Source organism: Streptomyces sp. PL-25 (assembly GCF_058344915.1).
Genome location: NZ_CP136997.1, coordinates 7,132,365 through 7,150,901 on the forward strand (window position 1 = coordinate 7,132,365; position 18,537 = coordinate 7,150,901).

An 18,537-nucleotide genomic window follows, 5' to 3' on the forward strand; every position below is an offset into this window, starting at 1 on the left:
CCGGGGCCCGCCCCCGCCGGAAATACCTGACAGGAGATGTCCGGCTTCCCCGCGATGCTCGGCGTGCACACCGCGCGGACCCACCGCGCGTCGCACGCACGAGCAAGCACAGGGGAGGCCGGACATGTCACGTCCGCTGGAGGGCAAAATCGCGCTGGTCGCGGGCGCGACCCGCGGGGCGGGCCGCGGGATCGCGGTGGAACTCGGCGCCGCGGGGGCCACCGTGTACGTCACCGGCCGCAGCACCCGCGCCCGCCGCTCCGAGTACGACCGCCCCGAGACCGTCGAGGACACCGCCGACCTGGTCACCGCGGCCGGCGGACACGGCATCGCCGTCCCCGTCGATCATCTGGAGCCCGGCCGGGGCCGCGCCCTGATCGACCGCGTCGACCGTGAACAGGGCCGCCTCGACGTGCTCGTCAACGACATCTGGGGCGGCGAGCACCTCTTCGAGTGGGACACCCCGGTGTGGGAGCACGACCTGGACAACGGGCTGCGGCTGCTCCGCCTCGCCGTGGAGACGCACCTCGTCACCAGCCACCACGCGCTGCCGCTGCTGCTGCGCCGGCCCGGCGGCCTGGTCGTGGAGATGACTGACGGCACCGCCGAGTACAACCGGGACACCTACCGGGTCAATCTCTTCTACGACCTCGCCAAGGCGTCCGTGCTGCGCATGGCCTTCGCCCTCGGCCATGAACTCGGGCCGCGCGGCGCCACCGCCGTCGCGCTCACCCCCGGCTGGCTCCGCTCGGAGCTGATGCTCGACCACTTCGGGGTGCGCGAGGACAACTGGCGCGACGCCCTGGCGGACGTCCCGCACTTCGCGATCTCCGAGACCCCCCGCTACGTGGGCCGCGCCGTCGCCGCACTCGCCGCCGACCCGGACACGGCCCGCTTGAACGGCCGGTCCCTGTCCAGCGGCGCCCTCGCCCGCGAGTACGGCTTCACCGACCTGGACGGCAGCCGCCCCGACGCCTGGCGCTACCTCGCCGAGGTCCAGGACAGGGGCCGCCCCGCCGACACCACCGGCTACCGCTGAACGAACACACACGGAACAGCGCCCCGCTCACCGGCGTGGCCCCGCTCACCGCGTCCCCGGTACCGGCGGCTGCGCCGTCCCGGGGATCTGCCAGCGGGCCGGGTGGCCCGGTGGGAGGGCGAGGTCGGTGCGTACGGCGGCGTAGTAGCCCTGGCGCGCCTCGCGCTGGCGGGTCAGCAGGGCCTGCCATGCCCCGGGGGCGTGCCGCTCCTCGCGCAGGAACCGTTCCATGTCCATCGCCACCAGGACCCACACCCGGGCCCGCTCCACGACCTCCGGCGCGCCCAGCATGATCAGTGCCTCGCCCGCCGGGTCGCGGGCGAGGGCGGCCTCCGCCAGGAGCGGTTCGGCCTCGGCGAGGGGCAGCGGATGCGGGTGCGGGTCGTTGCCGAGGTGGGCGGCGACCCGGTAGGACAGCGTGACGGCCTTCTTCAGCACCCGCGCGTAGTCGGCGTACACCGCCAGGCGCCGTTCCTCCCAGCGGGTCGCGCGCTCGCGTTCGGACCGGGCGCGGTCGCTGCGCACCACCGCCAGGTACGAGCCGAGGGCGCCGATCACCACACCGATGAGCGCGGGGAGTTGCTGGAGAAAGGCGGACATGTGCTGCACCGTATCTGCCCGGAAGGGGTGCGGCCGCACTAGGTTCGGGGCCATGACGGACACAAGGCGTTTCGAGGGGTACGGAGTTCTCGTCACCGGCGCGGCGCGCGGCATCGGCGCGGCCACCGCGCGCCGGCTCGCCGAGGAGGGAGCGCGCGTCCTGGTGACCGACGCGGACGGGGACGCGGCCGAGGGGACCGCGGCGGGCCTGCGGGAGAAGGGACTCGACGCACGCGCCCGCCCGTGCGACGTGGCGGACCGGGACGCGGTCGAGGCGGCCGTGGCGCACGCCGTGGACGCGTTCGGCTCGCTCGACGTGCTGGTCACCGCCGCGGCGCACTGCTCCCCGGACACCCCGCTCTTCGAGGACGACCCGGACGAGGCGTGGGCCCGCGACCTCGACATCACCCTGCACGGCGCGCGCCGCTGCTTCCGCGCCGCGCTGCCCCACCTCGCGGCCTCGGGCCGGGGCGCGATCGTCGGCATCGGCTCGGTCAACGGCCTCCAGGACTTCGGCAACCACGCCTACAGCGCGGCCAAGGCGGGCCTGATCTCGCTCGCCCGCACCCTCGCCGGGCACGCGGGCGCGCGCGGGGTGCGGGTCAACGTCGTCCTTCCCGGCACCGTCCGCACCTCGGCCTGGCAGGGCCGTGAGGCCGCGCTCGACCGGCTCGGTGCCCTGTATCCGCTGGGCCGGATCGGCGAGCCCGACGACATCGCCGCCGCCGTCGCCTTCCTCGCCTCCCGCGACGCGGCCTGGATCACCGGCACCGCCCTGACCGTGGACGGCGGCCTGACCGCCGTGAACACGGGCTTCCACACCGCGGTGGGGACACCCGGCCGCACCGGGTGAGGCCGCCGCGCGGCGCCGAGTGTCACCGTTCCGTCTCGATGCGGGCCGTTCCACAACCGGCACGGTCCCGAGGCGGTCTAGCTGTCCGGAAGTGTCCGGAAAGCGCGGACACACGACTGAACCGAGGGGGAAGCCCAGCATGAGGCAGATGGGCAGACGAGGCGCCGTGGTGCTGGGCGTCACCGGACTGGTGACGCCGCTCGCACTCGCGCTCGGCACGGCACCGGCCCAGGCGGCGACGAGCTGCACGGCGTCGACCGGGCCGTACCAGAAGAAGGTCGAGAAGTTCCTCGGCCGTCCCGCCGACGGCCGGCAGTCGGCCGCCGACTGCAAGGCGATCAAGGCCTTCCAGAGCAAGCACGGCATCACGCCCACGATCGGGTACGCGGGCCCGGTCACCTGGGGCGTGATGGATCTCATGAACAAGCAGAAGGCCGTCGGGAAGAACCCGAACAAGGACGGCAGGTGCCCGACCAACAAGGGCCGCATAGCCTGCGTGAACCTCACGCTCCAGCTCAGCTGGATCCAGGACGGCAAGCGTCTGGTGTACGGCCCCGTGCCGGTGCGCACCGGCCGGGACAAGTACGAGACCCGCACCGGTCTGAAGAAGATCTACTGGCGGCACATCGACCACGTGTCGACGCTGTACCACGTGAAGATGCCCTACAGCCAGTTCTTCGACGGCGGCGAGGCCTTCCACTCGGTCGGCGTGAGCGTGTGGAACCCGCCGGGCTCGCACGGGTGCGTCAACATGACCGCCAAGGACGCCAAGAAGTACTGGTCGCTGCTGAAGAAGGGCGACGACGTCTTCGTCTACGGCCGCAAGCCGGGCACCTGAGGGACGGGCGCGGGAGGGGCGGGCCGCCCCGGATCGACGTGAGCAGCAACACGGTCCGTTATGTCCGGTTCGGTCGTACTTACTCACTCCGTCTTCACATCGATCGGCATATGCTTCACAGCATGTCCACCACTGTTGAAGCCGCCTCCGAGCGATCGGCCGCGGAGGTCAACGAGGAGATCCGTGCCTTGTGGCGCAGGTCCGGCGGGACACTGACCACCGAGCAGCGCGAGGTGTACCAGCGCCTCGTGATGGAGTGGGCCACGGCCGCTCCGGTCTCGGACCAGGCGGCCTGACCCGCCGCCGTCCCGGTCGGTGCCCCTGGCCGCCGCCGGGCACCGGTTCCCCGCTCCTCCCGCAGCCCCCGTCCCGCACGCCCCGGCCCTTCCGGCCGGGGCGCACTGTCAGCACCCCCGCACCCGCCGCGCGGTCACACGCGAGGCCACCGCGGCCGTCGTTCCCTGTCCCGAGTCCCGGCGCCGAGCACCGGAACCGGCCTAGGATGCCAGGCATGGACGTGGATCCGGTGGCACGGCTCGGGGCCGGCAAGTATGTGCTGATCACCAGCTACCGCAAGAACGGTACGCCCGTGGCGACGCCCGTCTGGGTGGTGCGCGACGGCGCGGCGCTCGGCGTGTGGACGGCCGCCGACTCCTGGAAGGTCAAGCGGATCCGCGCCCGCGCCGACGTGCTGGTCGGCCCGTGCGACGTGCGCGGGCACCCGACCGGCGACCAGCTGCCCGCCACCGCGGAGATCTGCGACCGGGACACCACCGCGCGCTATCGGAGTCTCATCGCCCGCAAGTACGGGCTGATCGGCCGCCTCACCCTGCTCGGCAGCAGGCTGCGCAGGGGCGAGCGGGGCACCGTGGGGATCCGGGTGACCCCCGCGCGCTGATCCGCGCACGGGAGCCACCCGGGGTGCCGGTGCGTCCTACGAGGCGTCGAGGACGGTTCCCGTCACCACCGGCAGGCCCTCGTGCACCTGCCCGTCGTCGCCGGTCAGCGCGATGCGGACCCGCTCGGGCTGCTCCGCCACCTGGTCGCGGACGGTGGGGACGCTCAGCTCGGTGCTCAGCTCGCCCGCCGGGATCGCGGCCCACAGGTACATGCCCAGGGAGGACAGCGGACGCTCGGGGTCGGGCGACTCACCGGTGGTGTCCGACAGCCACTGCGGGTCGACGTCCTTGGTGGACAGCTCCGGGCCGTCCGTGACGGGCTGCACGACGAAGATGGCCGCGATGTCCGAGTCGGCGACCGCGGACAGGTTCACCCGCCACTTCAGCGTCTCGCCCTCGGTGACCCGGTCGGCGACGGGCGTCACCGTGACCGTCGGCTCCGGGTCGTCGTTCAGGGCGGTCACCCCGCCCCGGTGCGAGCCGACCACCGCGCCGTGCACCGCCTTGACGACGATGTCGTTCGCCACGTCCGCGCTGTAGCGGGTGTTGCCCCGCACCAGGACCGGCACGTCGATCGAGTGCCCGCCCGGCCGCACCGTCACCAGCCGGTCCTTCGCCTCGTTCGTCACCGGGTCGATGACGTACACCCGGACCTGGCCGCTGCCCTGCCCGGACACCCGCACGGGCACCCGGTAGGTGCGCTCGCCCGAGTCGCCCTCCTTGACCGTCAGCCGGCCGACGTCCACGCGGGGCAGCGCGGCGGCCCGCACCGCCGGGGTGCCCGGACGCCAGCCCCAGGCGTCCATGAGCCAGGCCTGCCCGGTACGCGTGCGGGGGGTCAGCTCCAGCGACGCGATCCGCCGCAGATCGAGCCCGGCGCGGGTGGCGGCGGCCAGCGGGACGCGCACCTCGCGCGCCCAGTAGGAGGCGGTGCGCTCGGTGCCCGGCAGACCGTCGGCACGGACCGTGCCGAGGGCCGCGCGGTGTCCGGCGGCGTCGGTGACGGCCACGTCGAGCCGGGTGCCGGTGGTGTTCGGCGGGACGAACACGCGCAGCGCGAGCTGTTCGGCGCCCTTCAGGGACACCGGGGAGCCGGGCCGGATCCGTACCGCCGAACCGGCGGCGGACCAGCGCAGCGCGACCGCGCGGCGGCCCGCCTCCCGGTCCGCGTCCCACTGCGCGAAGTGCGGCGAGCGGCCGGGAGTGTCCTCGTCGAGGCAGGCGGCGGACGCGTCGGGGTCCACCGCCGAGCACAGCCGGGCGCCGCCGCCGGTCACGGTGAGCGGGCCGTCGGGCAGCAGACCGCCGGTGCGGCCGGCGCCGACCGCGTGGGTGAGCACCCGCGCCGGGTCGGCGGAGGGCGCCCGGACACCGGAGCCGTCCAGCAGCGGACGCACCCGGTCGTCCCCGGCGACGAACAGCCGCGCGGCGGCGGCGATGTAGGTGGCGCCGGCCCGGTGCTGCTGGTCCGCGGTCAGCCGGGTGGCGGTCCCGGGGGAGCATACCGGGTCGCGCTGGTCCGGGTCCTCGTAGAAGTCGTCGTCGGCGGGCGCCACGGCCTTGCCCGGCGTCCACTCGGTGTTGAAGAAGTTGTGGTCGGCGCCGACCACGTACACGGCGCTGTGCAGGGCGGTGCCGCGGCTGACCCCGCGGGTGCCGTCCACGTACACCTCGCCCTGGAGGTCGGAGACGTCACCGTCGCAGCCGGGCAGCAGCGTGGCGGACGGGACGTCGGCGACCGGATTCTGGCCGAAGATCGTCGGGCCGATCAGCACGGTGCCGCTGATGTGCCAGCGGGTCCTGCCGTGATAGCCGTCCTGGTCGGCGGCGGGCGGGTACAGGCTGTCCATGGCCGCGCGGTTGACGCCCTCGCCGCCGCGCGAGTGCCCGACGAGCAGGACCCGCGACAGGTCGGCCACCGGGCCCCGGCGTACGGCGGCCGGTGCCGTGGCCGGGTGCGCGGCCCAGTCCGCCCAGCGGGCCAGGTGCTGCCGCACGAGCGAGGAACGCGCCTGGGCGCCGCCGTCCTCGGCCTGCCAGTCCTGGCCGTTGATGCCGTTGGCCGCGATGGACACGGTCACGTACCCCTGCGAGGCCAGCAGCTTCTGGTCCTGGAGGTAGCCGCGGTGGCTGGGGATGGGCAGCGAGCCGGCCGGGCACGGCCAGTCGCCGGACACCTCGTCGCTGTGCGGGGTGTAGCAGGGGGCGTGGCGGCCGTGCAGGAACAGCGCGAGCGGGCGGCGGCCGGTGGCGCCCTGCGGCGTCACCACCACGGCCTGCATCTCCACCGGGGCCGGAAGGCCGGGCAGCCGGACCGACTTGAGCCGGTACTCGCCGGTCGTGGTGCGGTAGGTGCCCGGCTTGCCCGGGTCGACCTTGCCCGCCGGGAGCGGGGCGGGCGGCTGAGCCGCCGCCAGGGCGCCGCGGCGGCCCGGTGCCTGCGCGGCCCCGGACTTCTCCTCGGCGTCCAGTCTGCGGCCGGACGCGCGGACCTGGAGGTCCGTCAGCTTCTTGAGGCCCTTCGTGCGGGCCGCGCTCAGGTCAAGCCGGAACGTACGGCCGTCACCGCCGGGCCGCGGCAGGCCCAGCAGGCGGTCGCCCGCGTAGAACTCGACGCGCGCGTCGCCCATGGGCACCGGGGTGCCCGTGTGCCACTCCAACTGCCGGGCGTCGCCCGACCCGGTGACGCGCCAGCCGGGCGGGAGCCCGGTGCCGCTGTCACCGGCCGCCGCCGACTGCCCTGCGGCGGACGGCAGTCGGTCCTGCGCCGCCCCCGCCGCCTGTGCGGACGCGGGCGCGGCTCCCGCCATGGCGAGCAACGCCACGGCGGTGACCCCTATTCGACGGACGCGGATCAACGGTCCCCTCCTCGGAACACTCCTGGGAACACGGGCTTCCTCCGGTGCTCGGACGCGGCGCCCCGTCGGTACCGGGGGCCACTGGTGCCCCGGAGGACGGGGCAGATGGGCTGTGGGTTGCCTGTGAGGCGTGAGTGACGCGACGTCAGCGACATGATCACGCCAGTGTCAACACGGCGCGGCCACCGCGCGGTTCGCGTCCTCGCCCCGTCGTCGGCCGCGGGCCGCCCGGAGTACACCCGCACCACACTCCGTCGGCGTATCACCGGTGACGCCGGTGGGGCACCGGTCGTTCCTGGGGCGGGACACGGACGAGGCGGGTGGCCGGGGCGACCGGTGGCGCGGAGGCGACGGAGGTGGTGCGGTGAAGAGGACCGCGGTCCACGGGCGGCGCGCGGGCCGGTGGCTGACGCGCCGGGCCGGGTGGTGTCTGGCCGGATCCCTCGCGCTGTACGCGCTGACCGCGTTCCTGAGTCCGGCCGAGCCGCTGGACCTGCGCGTCTACCACGAGGCCGCGCCGCACGTCCTGACCGGCGGCCTCTACGACCAGGTGGTGCGCACCGGGCCGCCCATCCCCGAACTCCCCTTCACCTACCCGCCGTTCGCCGCGCTGGTGCTGCTGCCGCTGGCGCGGCTGCCCTGGACGGCGGCGGTGGTGCTCTGGCGGGCCGCCTCCCTGGCCGCCGTGCTCGTCGTCACGGCGGGCGCGCTCCGGCTGCTGCCGCACAGGTCCGGCGGCGACCGGGACCGCGCGCTGCTCTGGGCCGCCGCCGCGCCCTGGCTCGAACCCGTGCGCCACACCCTCGACCAGGGCCAGATCAACCTGCTGCTGGGCGGGGCCGTCGTCGGGGGCCTGGCGTTCGGCCGCCGCGCGGCCGTCCGCGGCACGTCCGTCGCGCTGGCCGCCTCGCTGAAACTCACCCCGGCCGTCGCGGGGGCGTATCTGCTGGCCACACGGCAGTGGCGGGCGGCCGGCTGGGCGGTCGCCGCGGGCGGCGCCGCCGTGGGGCTCGCCTGGTGGATCGCCCCGGGCGAGTCGGAGCGCTACTGGTCGGGTCTGGTGACGGACACACGGCGCGTCGGCCCGGTGTGGTCGGTGCGCAACCAGTCGCTGCGCGGCGCGCTCACCCGGCTCCTCGGCCACGACGCGGTCGGCACCGCGCTCTGGTGGGCCGCACTCGCCCTGGTCACCCTGGCGGCGGCCGGCGCCCTGCGCGCCGCCCTGCGCCGCGACGACCCGCTGGGCGTCCTCGTCACGGTGGAGCTGTACGGGCTGCTGGTGTGCCCGGTCTCCTGGAGCCACCACTGGATCTGGTGCCTGCCCGCCATGATCTGGCTGGCGCACGGCCCGCACCGCACCCGGGCGGCGGCCCGGACCGTGCTCGTCCTGTGGGCGGCCGTCACCGGGGCCCGGCTGGTGCCCCGGCTGATCGGCGCCGAGGACCGGCTCTCCCGGCCCGACCCGTATCCGTGGGCGCTGGCCTGGCCCGGGTGTGTCTACGCCGGCTGCGCGCTGCTGACCTTCCTCGTACTGGCCCTCGCTGCCCGGCACACGGGACCCGCCGGGTCACCGGAGCACGTCCGCGACGCCGTCGCGGGGCGGTCGCCGCTCCGGCCGGACGGGGCCGCCGTCAGCTCCAGGCGCGGTACGGCTCGTCCAGCAGCTGGAAGACCGGCTCGCCGCGCACCGGGTCCTTCGCGGTGGTCAGCCGTACCCGGTCGCCGCCGTGGATGGCGATGAGCGGCCCCATGACCCTGCCCCGCACGACGAAACCCTCGCTCATCTCCACCATCGACACATTGCGCGCCGCGGGCGTGTTGCGGTGCACGATCGCGGCGTGCCGGACCGTGCCGGTGCCCGCGCTGCGCTCGGTGCGCAGCTCGCTGCCCCCGCACACCGGACACAGCAGCCGGTGGTACATCGCCGTACCGCACCAGGTGCAGCGCTGGAAGGTCAGTGCCTCCCGGTCACCGGCCGCGGGTTCGAGCAGACCGGTCGCGGAGCCGGCCGCCGCACCGGTCTCGTTTCCTGAGGGGTGGTACACGCTGGTCAACTCCCTGCGCTGGGCCGGAATCCCGCCTGCCGGGGTACCCGTGCACGGGCGGGGGCGGCTCGCGGTGCCGCCGTGCACACGACAGGGTATGGCACTCAGTGCCGTGCGTAAAGGTACTGGGTACCATCTCGCGAGGGCGGGACGGGAAGGGAGCGGGACATGCGGGACGCATCGGGTGCACCGGGCATGGACGCGTTCGTCGGACGGCTGGACCCCGAGATGTACGTGGTGACCGCGGCGGCCGGAGGGGAGCGCGCGGGCTGCCTGGTCGGGTTCGCCTCGCAGTGCTCCCTCGACCCGCTGCGGTTCGTGGTGTGGCTGTCCCGGGCGAACCGGACCTTCCGGGTGGCCGGGCGTGCCGACCGGCTCGCCGTGCACACGCTGACCCGGGAACAGCACGCGCTGGCCGCCCTGTTCGGTGGCCGCACCGGCGACGACGGCGTCGACAAGTTCGCCGGTCTGCGCCGCACCGCGCGGCCCGACGGCGCCGTCGTCCTCGACGACGCGCCCGCCTGGTTCGTCGGCCGCGTCGTCGGGCGCGCCGACGGCGGGGACCATGTCGGCTTCGTGCTCGACCCGGTCGACTCCGGCGGCCGGGACGACAGGGACGACCGGGACAGCCGTGGCGGAACGCCGCTGCTGCGCCTGTCGGACACCCTGGACATCACACCGGGACACCCGGCCGGCTGAACGCGCCCGGCCCGCGCGTCCGTTCCGTACGTCCTGCTCACACGTCCTGCTCACACGTCCGGCCTGCCCGTCGCACCGGGTACGCCGTTCGCACCGGGTGCGCCGACCGCGCCGACTACGCGGGTTCGCCCGGCACGCGTACGTCCAGCACGCACACGTCGTCGCGCCGTTCGCCCTCCAGCATCGACCCCAGGAGCGGCACCAGGGAGCCGGGCGCGTCCGCGTGGTGGGCGGCCGCGTTCCGGGCGAGCCGCTCCAGACCCCGCTGGATGTTCTCGCCGGGCCGTTCGACCAGTCCGTCCGTGTAGAACAGCAGCCGGTCCCCGGGTTCGAGGCGGCACTCGGCCTCCGCGTAGACCGGTGTCTCGGTCGCTCCCAGCAGCACGCCGAACGGACGCTCCAGGTACCGCGGTTCGCCCCGGCGCAGCAGCAGCGGCGGCAGATGGCCGGCCTGGGCCCAGACGAGGCGGCGCTCGCGCGGTTCGTAGCGCGCCAGGACGAGGGTGGCGGTGCCCTTGGTGTCGCGGGAGTGCAGCAGCAGCGTGTTGAGGCGGGCCAGCGCCCCGGTCAGCGACGAGCCGGTGAAGATCATGCCCTTGGCGGTGAACCGGAGCTGCGCCATCGTCGCCACCGCGTCGATCCCGTGCCCGGCGACGTCGCCGACCACGAACAGCGCGTCCCCGTCCGGCAGTTCGACCGCGCTGAACCAGTCGCCGCCGACGTGGATCCCGGACTCGGCGGGCAGGTACGTGACATCGACCCGCAGCCCGGCCAGGCGCACCGCGTGGCGGGGGAGCGGCAGCAGCGCGTGCTGGAGGCGGCCCGCGAGCATCCGCTCCGCCCGCAGCACCCCGTCCTGGGCGAGCATCGTCCGCTCACTCTCCACCAGGGCCAGCTCGGCGCTGCGCTGCGCGGTGAGATCCTGGACGAAGCCGTGCACCTCCACCGGCCGGCCCGCGGTGTCCACGACGGTCTCGGCGACCGCCCGCAGATGCCGCAGCCCCGCCGTCGTCCGCACCCGGAACGGCACGTCGAAGGATGTGCCGTCGCGCAGCAGCTCCCGTACCGCCCGGCCGAGCGCCGGTCCGTCCTCCGGCACGGCGAGGTCCGGCAGGAGCTCCACCGGGACCGGGCCGAGCGCGGGGTCGCGGTCGAGCAGCAGATGGACCTGGTCCGACCAGGCCGCCTCATGCGTGACCAGATCCCAGACGGCCCAGCCCAGCCGCCCGAGGCGCTGTAGCTCGGCCAGGCGCTGCGCCTGCCGGTCCGAGGCGTCGTGCCGCAGCCAGCTAACCACCAGCGCGTCGCCCAGCGGGACCGCCCGCACCACGTACTGCGGCGGCTCCCGCCGGTCGGTCCCCGGCTCCGGTGTCCGCCGGGCGAACGGCTCGCTCTCGCGGGGTTCCCCGGTGTCGAGGGCCGCGAGCCAGCTCTGCCACAGCGGTTCCCCGGCGGCGTCCGGCCGGCACTCCAGGAGCCGCCGCCCGACGAGGTCGCCCGCGTCGAGACCGAGCACGTCGGCGCTCTGCGCGGTGGCGGCGTCCACGCGGTAGTCCTCCACGTCACCCGAGGGCGAGCGCAGCGGGGAGAGCAGCAGGACCGCGCCGGGCAGCGCCGCGAACAGGCCGTCCACCGGCAGGGACGCGGGCGCGGGGACCGGTGGCCGCGGCGCTCCGGAGGAGCCGGGGCGGCCCTGTCCCGCGCCGAGGTCGCGCAGCCGCCCCGCGCACAGCCAGGAGACATGGCGCAGCAGCTCCCGGGTGCGGGGAGTGAACGGGTCCGCCCGCTCCCGCAGCACGCCGACGACGACCTCGGCGCCGTCCGTACCGGCCACGGGCAGCCAGACGGTGTGCTCCGTCCGGCGCGGCGCGCGGACGCTGCGCTCGCCGGTGCCGCCGGTCCCGGCCGGCGGCGGCACGTCCCGCCACCGCCGCGCCCGCGTCCCGTCCGTGTCCGCGTACCCGATGAGCACCGGCTCGCCCGACGGCGGGCAGCGGTGGATCAGCACGGCGTCGGCGCCCACGGGCCCGGCGAGGTGGGCCAGCAGGCACCGGGCGAGGTCCGGCGGGGTCTCCACATGGGTCAGCGCCCGCCCGAGCCCGGCCAGGACGGCGCCCTCGGCCTCCTCGTCGGCGGTCGCGGACCCGGCGGCATGGCTCAGCGGCGGCACCAGCGTGCCCAGGGCGATCCAGCACTCCTCGGTCAGGGTGCGGTGCGCGGCCTTGGCCCGCCGCAGAAGATCCTCGTGCGCGGCCTCGGGGGAGCAGCCGGTGAGCGCCATCAGCGCGCCCTTGGCCCGCTCGACCACGGCAGCCGTACCGGTCGGCGCCGCCGTGCCGGGCGCGCCGCCGGACTCCCTGGAGAACACGGAATCGCCGGTCACGGGTCGAGCATCGCACAGATGACCTGATCCGATCACGGCCAGATCGGATACTTGTGCGAGCGGGCGCTCCGGGGGTGCCTCAGCTGCGTCCCGGCCGGCGGCCGGGCGGGGGAGAGGCGGGCGGGGCGGGCCCCGGCGGCAGTGCCTCAGCGACCCGCGCCGCCGTGCCGCAGCAGGGCCTCGGTGACCGCCCGGACACTGCGCGCGATGTGCTGGAGCTGAAGGAGCTCCCCGGCGTACAGCTTGATCGTGTGCTCGATCACCGACTCGGGAAGGCCCAGCCGCGGCAGGTCGGCGCGCGCGGTCTGCAGGGCGGTGCGGGCCACCCTGACCTCCTGCTGCACCTGGATCTGCGCATGGCGGGCGAGGAGTACGGGATGGCGCAGCAGCGCCGGGTAGCTGCCGTAGCGGGCGGGGACCAGGTCCCGCAGCCATCTGACCGCCGAGCGCTCCCAGTCGTAGCTGCCGGGCGGCTTGACCTGGCAGGGCCAGTCCGGGCTGACACGCGTGGTGGTCACAGGCATGGTCATCGCTTCCGGGTGTGCGGCGTGCGTCGTGGAGGGGGCCGACGCAGGGAGCCGGGCCGCGATCCGTGAGCAGTATTTATATATGCCATCCGCTTTGCAAGGCGTATGAAAACATTCATGCCGGGTTTACGGGGGCTGGTCCGCGTACGTTCCGACCACCGCGGCGCGCCCGCGTTCCGACCGCCGCGGCGACGGACCGGCCGGAGGACCGGAGCCGGTCAGTCCTTCAGGAAGAACTGGTGCTGGTCGGCGACCTGCTCGTACTCCTCCAGCCGGGCCTGGGTCCGCTCGGGGTCGGCGTCCGTCATCGCCTGGAGCAGGGCGGCGCAGACGATGCCGGGCGCCGCGTAGGAGTCGAAGACCAGCCGGGAACCGGTGCCGGTCGCGAAGGTCACGTCGGCCTCGTCCGCCACCGGACCCAGCGCCAGGTCCGTCACCAGGGCCACTTTGAGCCCGGCGCCGCGCGCGACCCGGACCGCGTTCAGCGTCTCCTGGGCGTGCCGGGGCATGGAGAACGCCAGCACCCAGGTGCCGCCCGCCTCCCGGGACTGGAGCAGCGCGTCGTAGGCCACGCTGCCGCCGCGGGTCACCAGCCGCACGTCCGGGTGGATGCGCCGGGCCGCGTAGGCGAAGTACTCGGCGAGTGAGACCGAGATGCGCAGCCCCAGCACGGTCAGCGGCGCCGACCGGGACAGCGCGCGGCCCACGCTGATCACCCGCTCGGGGTCGGCCAGGTCCCGGCGCAGGTTCTCCAGGTTCTCGATCTCGGCGTCGACGGCCGCCTGGAGTTCGTTGCCCCGGTCCTCCTCGACCGGGCCGGGGCCGCCGGCGAGGCCGGCCAGCGCGAGGGACTGCAGCCGCTCGCGCAGCGCCGGGTAGCCGCTGAAGCCGACCGCGCCCGCGAACCGCGTCACCGAGGGCTGGCTGACCCCCACCCGGTCCGCCAGTTCGGTGACCGACAGGAAGGCCGCCTCGGCGAGGTTCTCGATCAGGTACTGGGCGATGCGGCGCTGCCCGGGGGACAGCTGGGGTCCGTCGAAGAGCGCCCTGAGCTGCGAGGCCGGTGCGGCCTGCGTCCGCGGGACCGACGTGCCCGAGGTGATCGCGGACGCCTGGGCGCGAGCCTGCTGCGGCGATGGCACCGAGGCGCCTCCTTTGTCTCCCACAGCGCTTCAACATAGCTCACTCACCGTCATGACCGGTGGTCGCGCGGGCGGATCCGTACGGGTCAGGGCCAGACCGGAAGGGCGGTCGCCGGGACGAGGAGATCCGCGCGGGCGCGGGTCGCGGCCACCAGCTCGGCGTTGCGCGCGTCGCTCCGGCGCACCCAGGCCACGGCCTCCGCGTGCCCCTTGCCGAACCGCTCGTGCCGGGCCACCAGGCGGCGCACCCGCTCCTCCTCGTCCAGCTCGCAGAACCACACCTCGTCCAGCCGGGCGCGCACCCGCCTCCAGGGGCCCCGGTCCAGCAGCAGGTAGTTGCCCTCCGTCACGACCAGCCGGGCGGACGGCGGCACCGGGACCGCGCCCGCGAGCGGCTGTTCGAGGACGCGTTCGAAGCCAGGGGCGTAGACGGTCTCGCCGTCCACCTCGCCCCCGCCCGGCGCGCTGCCCGGGTACTCCTCGCGCAGCCGCCGCAGCAGTGCCGCGTACCCCGCCGCGTCGAAGGTGTCCGGGGCGCCCTTGCGGTCCCGGCGCCCGAGCCGTTCGAGTTCGGCGTCGGCCAGGTGGAAGCCGTCCATCGGGACATGCGCCACCCACGGCTCGGCCGTGCCGTTCAGGGCCCGTACCAACTGCTCGGCCAGGGTCGACTTGCCCGCGCCGGGGCTGCCCGCGATGCCGAGGATCGCGCGGTGGCCGGGGCGGGGCAGGGCGCGGGCACGGGCCAGGAGGTCGTCGAAGGCGAGCGGCACATCCGCCAGTGTGTCACCCGGCCGGACGCGCTCCCCGGCGGGCGGCGGGCGCCCGAAGGCCGGAAAGTGACCCCGAGGAAGGGATGAAGTCCGTCTGATGTGGCATGCGACACTCCGTCGACACCGCGTCGCGGGGAAGGGTGCCTGTATGACACAGCTCGGACTGCCCGATGAGATCCTGGCCTGCCTCTTCGACCTCGACGGGGTCGTCACCAGGACGGCCGTGGTGCACGCGGCCGCCTGGAAGGAGGCGTTCGACGCGTTCCTGCGCGAGCGGGGCGGCGACCAGCGGCCCTTCGACGCGGTCGCCGACTACGACGAGTACGTGGACGGACGGCCCCGCGCCGACGGGGTGCGCACCTTCCTCGCCTCCCGCGGCATCGAACTGCCGGAGGGCACCCCCGACGACCCGCCGGACGCGCAGACGGTCAACGGGCTCGGCAACCGCAAGAACGCCCTCGTCCTGGAGAAGATCCGCACCGAGGGCGTCCAGCCCTACGACGGCACGCTGCGCTACATCGACGCCGTCCGGGCCGCGGGCCTGAAGACCGCGATCGTCTCCTCCAGCGCCAACACCGTCGACGTGCTGCGCTCCATCCACGCCGAGCACCTGTTCGACGTACGCATCGACGGGGTGGTCGCCCGCGAGCGCGCGCTGCCCGGCAAACCGCACCCGGACACCTTCCTCGCCGCCGCCCGCGACCTGGGCGTCGACGCCGCACGGGCCACCGTCTTCGAGGACGCCCTGGCCGGGATGGACGCGGGCCGCTCCGGCAGCTTCGGGTACGTCGTCGGCGTCGACCGCGTCGGCCAGCGCGACGCCCTGTACGCGCACGGTGCCGACGTAGTCGTGGACGACCTCGCCGAACTCCTCACCGGGCCCGCCGGCCCCGCCGCGAAGGGAGGCGCCGCGTGATCACCCACCGCTCGTACGCCGTCGAACCCTGGTCCGTGCGCGAGACCGAACTGAGCCTGGACGTCCTCGCCCAGAGCGAGTCGGTCTTCGCGCTCTCCAACGGCCACGTCGGCTGGCGCGGCAACCTCGACGAGGGCGAACCGCACGGCCTGCCCGGCTCCTACCTCAACGGCGTGTACGAGGTGCACCCGCTGCCCTACGCGGAGGCCGGCTACGGCTACCCCGAGTCCGGCCAGACCGTCATCAACGTCACCAACGGCAAGGTGCTGCGGCTGCTCGTCGACGACGAGCCGTTCGACCTGCGCTACGGCCGGCTCCTCTCCCACGAGCGCGTCCTCGACCTGCGGCGCGGGGTGATGGAGCGGACCTGCGAGTGGATCTCCCCGGCCGGCACCAAGGTCCGGGTGCGCGCCACCCGCATGATCTCCCTGACCCAGCGCTCCATCGGCGCCGTCGCCTACGAGGTGGAGCCGGTCGACTGCCAGGCCCGGGTGGTCATCCAGTCCGAACTGGTCGCCAACGAGCAACTGCCGCAGGCCGACGGCGACCCGCGCGCGGCGATGGCGCTCCAGGCCCCGCTGGAACCGGAGGAGGACTTCGCCTCCGGCCACCGGCTGCGGCTGGTGCACCGCACCCGGCGCAGCGGACTGCGGGTGGCCGTCGCCGCCGACCACGTCGTCTCCGGCCCCGAACGCACCGCCACCAGCAGCGAGAGCCACCCCGACCTGGCCCGGCTGACGGTCGCCGCCGTCCTGGAGGCGGGGCAGACGCTGCGGGTGGAGAAGCTCGTCGCGCACGGCTGGTCCGGCACCCGCTCGCTGCCCGCCATGAGCGACCAGGTCGACGCCGCCCTGGCCGCCGCCGCGCACGGCGGCTGGTCGGGCCTGGTCGCCGAGCAGTGCGCCTACCTCGACGACTTCTGGGCGCGCGCCGACGTCGAGGTGGACGGCGACGAGGAGATCCAGCAGGCCGTCAGGTTCGCCCTGTTCCATGTGCTCCAGGCCGGGGCCCGCGCCGAGGAGCGCGCCATCCCGGCCAAGGGGCTGACCGGCTCCGGCTACGACGGGCACGCCTTCTGGGACACCGAGATGTTCGTGCTGCCGGTGCTCACCTACACCTCGCCCGACGCCGTGGCCGAGGCGCTGCGCTGGCGGCACAGCACCCTGCCCGCGGCCCGCGAACGCGCGGCCCAGCTCGGTCTCGGCGGCGCCGCGTTCCCCTGGCGCACCATCGAGGGCCAGGAGGGATCCGCGTACTGGCCCGCCGGGACCGCCGCCTTCCACGTCAACGCCGACATCGCGCACGCCGTGGTGCGCTACGTCGCGGGGACCGGCGACGAGGACTTCGAACGCGACACCGGGCTCGAACTCCTGGTGGAGACCGCCCGGCTGTGGCGCTCGCTGGGCCACCACGACCACCGCGGCACCTTCCACATCGACGGCGTCACGGGCCCCGACGAGTACAGCGCCGTCGCCGACGACAACACGTACACCAACCTGATGGCGCGGGCGAACCTGCTGGCCGCCGCCGACGCGGTCGAACGCCACCCCAAGGAGGCCGAACTCCTCGGCGCCGACGACGAGGAGAGCGCGGCCTGGCGGGACGCCGCCGAGGCCATGAACATCCCGTACAACGCCGAACTGCGGGTGCACGAGCAGAGCGCGGGCTTCACCCGCTACCAGCGCTGGGACTTCGCCGGCACCCGCGCCGACCAGTACCCGCTGATGCTGCACTTCCCCTACTTCGACCTGTACCGCAAGCAGGTGGTCAAGCAGGCCGACCTGGTGCTGGCGATGTACACCTGCGGCGCCGAGTTCGACGACGAGCACATCGCCCGCAACTTCGCCTACTACGAACCGCTGACCGTGCGGGACTCCTCGCTGTCCGCGTGCGTCCAGGCGGTCATCGCCGCGCAGGCCGGCCATCTGCGGCTCGCCTACGACTACGCCGCCGAGGCGGCCCTGATGGACCTGGCGGACCTGGAGCACAACACCCGCGACGGGCTGCACATCGCCTCGCTGGCCGGGACCTGGATGGCGCTGGTGACCGGCTTCGGCGGCACCCGCAGGAAGGGCGAAACCCTCCAGTTCTCCCCGCGGCTGCCGGAGAAGTTCAGCCGGCTGGCCTTCACGCTCCAGTTCCGCGGCAGCCTGCTGCGCGTGGAGATCACCCAGCAGAACGCCACGTACACCCTGCTGTCGGGCCCCGCCCTGACGGTCTGCCACCACGGCGAGGACGTACCGCTGCGCCCGGACGCGCCCGCGGTCCGCACGGTCCCGCCGCCCCGGCACCTGCCGGCCCCGGAGCAGCCCCCGCACCGCAGCCCGGGAGCCCGCTGACCCGGGCGCGCGCGGGACGCCCGGTCCGCGTACGACCGGGCGCGCGCCGGTCCTACGCGGGCCGGGCGGCGAGCAGTTCGCGCAGGGCCCGCTCCCGGTCGGGGCTCAGACCGGTCACGAACTGCCGCAGCGCCGCGACCGGGTCGGGACCGCGGTCCAGGGCCTCGTGCATGGCCTGGGCGGTCAGCTCGGCGGCGTCCTTCGCGGGCCGGTAGGCGCCGCGGCGCCCGTCGACCTCCCGCAGCACCAGGCCCTTGTCGTAGAGCCGCTTCAGGATGGTGTGCACGGTGTTGTAGGCCAGGTCCCCGGCGATCTCCACCTGGATCTCGGCCGGTGTCAACGGGAGTTCCGTGGACCACAGCGCGGCGAGGACCTCGCCCTCCAGCTCACCCGGGCTGCGCCGTTCCGTCCTGCCATGAGGCCCTCTACCAGCCATGCCCTCAACCTTACAGCGCGTAGGGGTGCTCGATGTCCGGCGGTGTCCCGCCCGGCGCGGGGCCCGGCACGGGTTAGCTTTTCCCTGTCCACGAGCGACCGTACGAGGGGAGCCCGCGCCGCGCCGAGCCCGCCGACGGGTTCGCGGATTCTTCCGCGACGTTTTCCCGGGGGTTCCCCGGCGTCTTGCCGGC

At 74.7% G+C, this 18,537-nt stretch carries 17 protein-coding genes; 9 read left to right on the top strand and 8 right to left on the bottom strand.

From position 1 onward, the window contains the following. Positions 1-124 precede the first annotated feature (124 nt). Complete coding sequence (locus tag R4Z62_RS31520; protein WP_491521580.1) at positions 125-1,039, top strand: SDR family oxidoreductase; 915 nt, start codon at positions 125-127, stop codon at positions 1,037-1,039. A 45-nt stretch (positions 1,040-1,084) separates the two neighbouring features. Here R4Z62_RS31520 and R4Z62_RS31525 read toward each other — a convergent pair whose 3' ends face one another. Then, on the bottom strand, positions 1,085-1,639 hold the full coding sequence (locus R4Z62_RS31525; RefSeq protein WP_491521581.1) for a hypothetical protein: 555 nt from the start codon (positions 1,637-1,639) through the stop codon (positions 1,085-1,087). 52 nt (positions 1,640-1,691) lie between these two features. On the opposite strand from R4Z62_RS31525, the gene R4Z62_RS31530 reads away from it, so the two are divergent. From R4Z62_RS31530 to R4Z62_RS31545, 4 genes are all read left to right on the top strand, one after another. Beyond that, on the top strand, positions 1,692-2,492 hold the full coding sequence (locus R4Z62_RS31530; RefSeq protein WP_064536802.1) for an SDR family NAD(P)-dependent oxidoreductase: 801 nt from the start codon (positions 1,692-1,694) through the stop codon (positions 2,490-2,492). Between the two features lie 139 nt (positions 2,493-2,631). Then, positions 2,632-3,330, top strand: a complete 699-nt coding sequence (locus tag R4Z62_RS31535; RefSeq protein ID WP_064536803.1) for a L,D-transpeptidase family protein — start codon at positions 2,632-2,634, stop codon at positions 3,328-3,330. A gap of 110 nt (positions 3,331-3,440) precedes the next feature. Beyond that, complete coding sequence (locus R4Z62_RS31540; RefSeq protein WP_026252877.1) at positions 3,441-3,626, top strand: hypothetical protein; 186 nt, start codon at positions 3,441-3,443, stop codon at positions 3,624-3,626. Positions 3,627-3,841: 215 nt separating this feature from the next. Then, positions 3,842-4,228, top strand: coding sequence for a PPOX class F420-dependent oxidoreductase (locus R4Z62_RS31545; protein ID WP_064536804.1), 387 nt, complete (start codon positions 3,842-3,844; stop codon positions 4,226-4,228). A gap of 36 nt (positions 4,229-4,264) precedes the next feature. On the opposite strand, the gene R4Z62_RS31550 is transcribed toward R4Z62_RS31545, so the two are convergent. After that, positions 4,265-7,039 carry an alpha/beta hydrolase family protein gene (locus R4Z62_RS31550; protein ID WP_491521951.1) on the bottom strand — a complete coding sequence of 925 codons (2,775 nt, stop codon included), beginning with the start codon at positions 7,037-7,039 and terminating at the stop codon, positions 4,265-4,267. Between the two features lie 412 nt (positions 7,040-7,451). On the opposite strand from R4Z62_RS31550, the gene R4Z62_RS31555 reads away from it, so the two are divergent. After that, complete coding sequence (locus R4Z62_RS31555; RefSeq protein ID WP_491521582.1) at positions 7,452-8,828, top strand: glycosyltransferase 87 family protein; 1,377 nt, start codon at positions 7,452-7,454, stop codon at positions 8,826-8,828. On the opposite strand, the gene R4Z62_RS31560 is transcribed toward R4Z62_RS31555, so the two are convergent. Beyond that, entirely contained in the window at positions 8,719-9,132 is a 414-nt protein-coding gene (locus R4Z62_RS31560) for a Zn-ribbon domain-containing OB-fold protein (RefSeq protein WP_064536807.1), read from the bottom strand. The genes R4Z62_RS31555 and R4Z62_RS31560 overlap by 110 nt on opposite strands. Before the next feature lie 168 nt (positions 9,133-9,300). Here R4Z62_RS31560 and R4Z62_RS31565 point away from each other — a divergent pair, with 168 nt between their 5' ends. After that, the gene (locus R4Z62_RS31565) at positions 9,301-9,831 is read left to right on the top strand and encodes a flavin reductase family protein (protein ID WP_491521583.1); all 531 of its coding nucleotides are present in this window, start codon (positions 9,301-9,303) and stop codon (positions 9,829-9,831) included. A gap of 115 nt (positions 9,832-9,946) precedes the next feature. On the opposite strand, the gene R4Z62_RS31570 is transcribed toward R4Z62_RS31565, so the two are convergent. From R4Z62_RS31570 to R4Z62_RS31585, 4 genes are all read right to left on the bottom strand, one after another. Then, positions 9,947-12,214, bottom strand: a complete 2,268-nt coding sequence (locus R4Z62_RS31570) for a SpoIIE family protein phosphatase (protein ID WP_355478964.1) — start codon at positions 12,212-12,214, stop codon at positions 9,947-9,949. A gap of 146 nt (positions 12,215-12,360) precedes the next feature. After that, a complete protein-coding gene (locus tag R4Z62_RS31575; RefSeq protein WP_064536809.1) occupies positions 12,361-12,744 on the bottom strand; it encodes a hypothetical protein in 384 nt (127 codons plus the stop codon). A gap of 215 nt (positions 12,745-12,959) precedes the next feature. Next, positions 12,960-13,883: a MurR/RpiR family transcriptional regulator gene (locus R4Z62_RS31580; RefSeq protein ID WP_064536810.1), complete on the bottom strand. Its 924-nt coding sequence runs from the start codon at positions 13,881-13,883 to the stop codon at positions 12,960-12,962. A gap of 86 nt (positions 13,884-13,969) precedes the next feature. Next, entirely contained in the window at positions 13,970-14,653 is a 684-nt protein-coding gene (locus tag R4Z62_RS31585) for a nucleoside/nucleotide kinase family protein (RefSeq protein WP_491521584.1), read from the bottom strand. A 148-nt stretch (positions 14,654-14,801) separates the two neighbouring features. Between R4Z62_RS31585 and R4Z62_RS31590 the strand changes: the two genes are divergently transcribed. Continuing rightward, on the top strand, positions 14,802-15,569 hold the full coding sequence (locus R4Z62_RS31590) for an HAD family hydrolase (RefSeq protein ID WP_355478959.1): 768 nt from the start codon (positions 14,802-14,804) through the stop codon (positions 15,567-15,569). Further along, positions 15,566-17,908, top strand: a complete 2,343-nt coding sequence (locus R4Z62_RS31595; RefSeq protein ID WP_491521585.1) for a glycoside hydrolase family 65 protein — start codon at positions 15,566-15,568, stop codon at positions 17,906-17,908. The genes R4Z62_RS31590 and R4Z62_RS31595 overlap by 4 nt, the downstream gene beginning before the upstream one ends. 52 nt (positions 17,909-17,960) lie before the next feature. Here R4Z62_RS31595 and R4Z62_RS31600 read toward each other — a convergent pair whose 3' ends face one another. Further along, positions 17,961-18,344: a BlaI/MecI/CopY family transcriptional regulator gene (locus R4Z62_RS31600; RefSeq protein ID WP_064536814.1), complete on the bottom strand. Its 384-nt coding sequence runs from the start codon at positions 18,342-18,344 to the stop codon at positions 17,961-17,963. Positions 18,345-18,537: the final 193 nt, after the last annotated feature.

Coding starts and splice junctions, on each gene's coding strand:
- R4Z62_RS31520 (WP_491521580.1), top strand. CDS start 125: ATGTCACGTCCGCTGGAGGGCAAAATCGCGCTGGTCGCGGGCGCGACC.
- R4Z62_RS31525 (WP_491521581.1), bottom strand. CDS start 1,639: ATGTCCGCCTTTCTCCAGCAACTCCCCGCGCTCATCGGTGTGGTGATC.
- R4Z62_RS31530 (WP_064536802.1), top strand. CDS start 1,692: ATGACGGACACAAGGCGTTTCGAGGGGTACGGAGTTCTCGTCACCGGC.
- R4Z62_RS31535 (WP_064536803.1), top strand. CDS start 2,632: ATGAGGCAGATGGGCAGACGAGGCGCCGTGGTGCTGGGCGTCACCGGA.
- R4Z62_RS31540 (WP_026252877.1), top strand. CDS start 3,441: ATGCTTCACAGCATGTCCACCACTGTTGAAGCCGCCTCCGAGCGATCG.
- R4Z62_RS31545 (WP_064536804.1), top strand. CDS start 3,842: ATGGACGTGGATCCGGTGGCACGGCTCGGGGCCGGCAAGTATGTGCTG.
- R4Z62_RS31550 (WP_491521951.1), bottom strand. CDS start 7,039: ATGGCGGGAGCCGCGCCCGCGTCCGCACAGGCGGCGGGGGCGGCGCAG.
- R4Z62_RS31565 (WP_491521583.1), top strand. CDS start 9,301: ATGCGGGACGCATCGGGTGCACCGGGCATGGACGCGTTCGTCGGACGG.
- R4Z62_RS31575 (WP_064536809.1), bottom strand. CDS start 12,744: ATGACCATGCCTGTGACCACCACGCGTGTCAGCCCGGACTGGCCCTGC.
- R4Z62_RS31590 (WP_355478959.1), top strand. CDS start 14,802: ATGACACAGCTCGGACTGCCCGATGAGATCCTGGCCTGCCTCTTCGAC.
- R4Z62_RS31600 (WP_064536814.1), bottom strand. CDS start 18,344: ATGGCTGGTAGAGGGCCTCATGGCAGGACGGAACGGCGCAGCCCGGGT.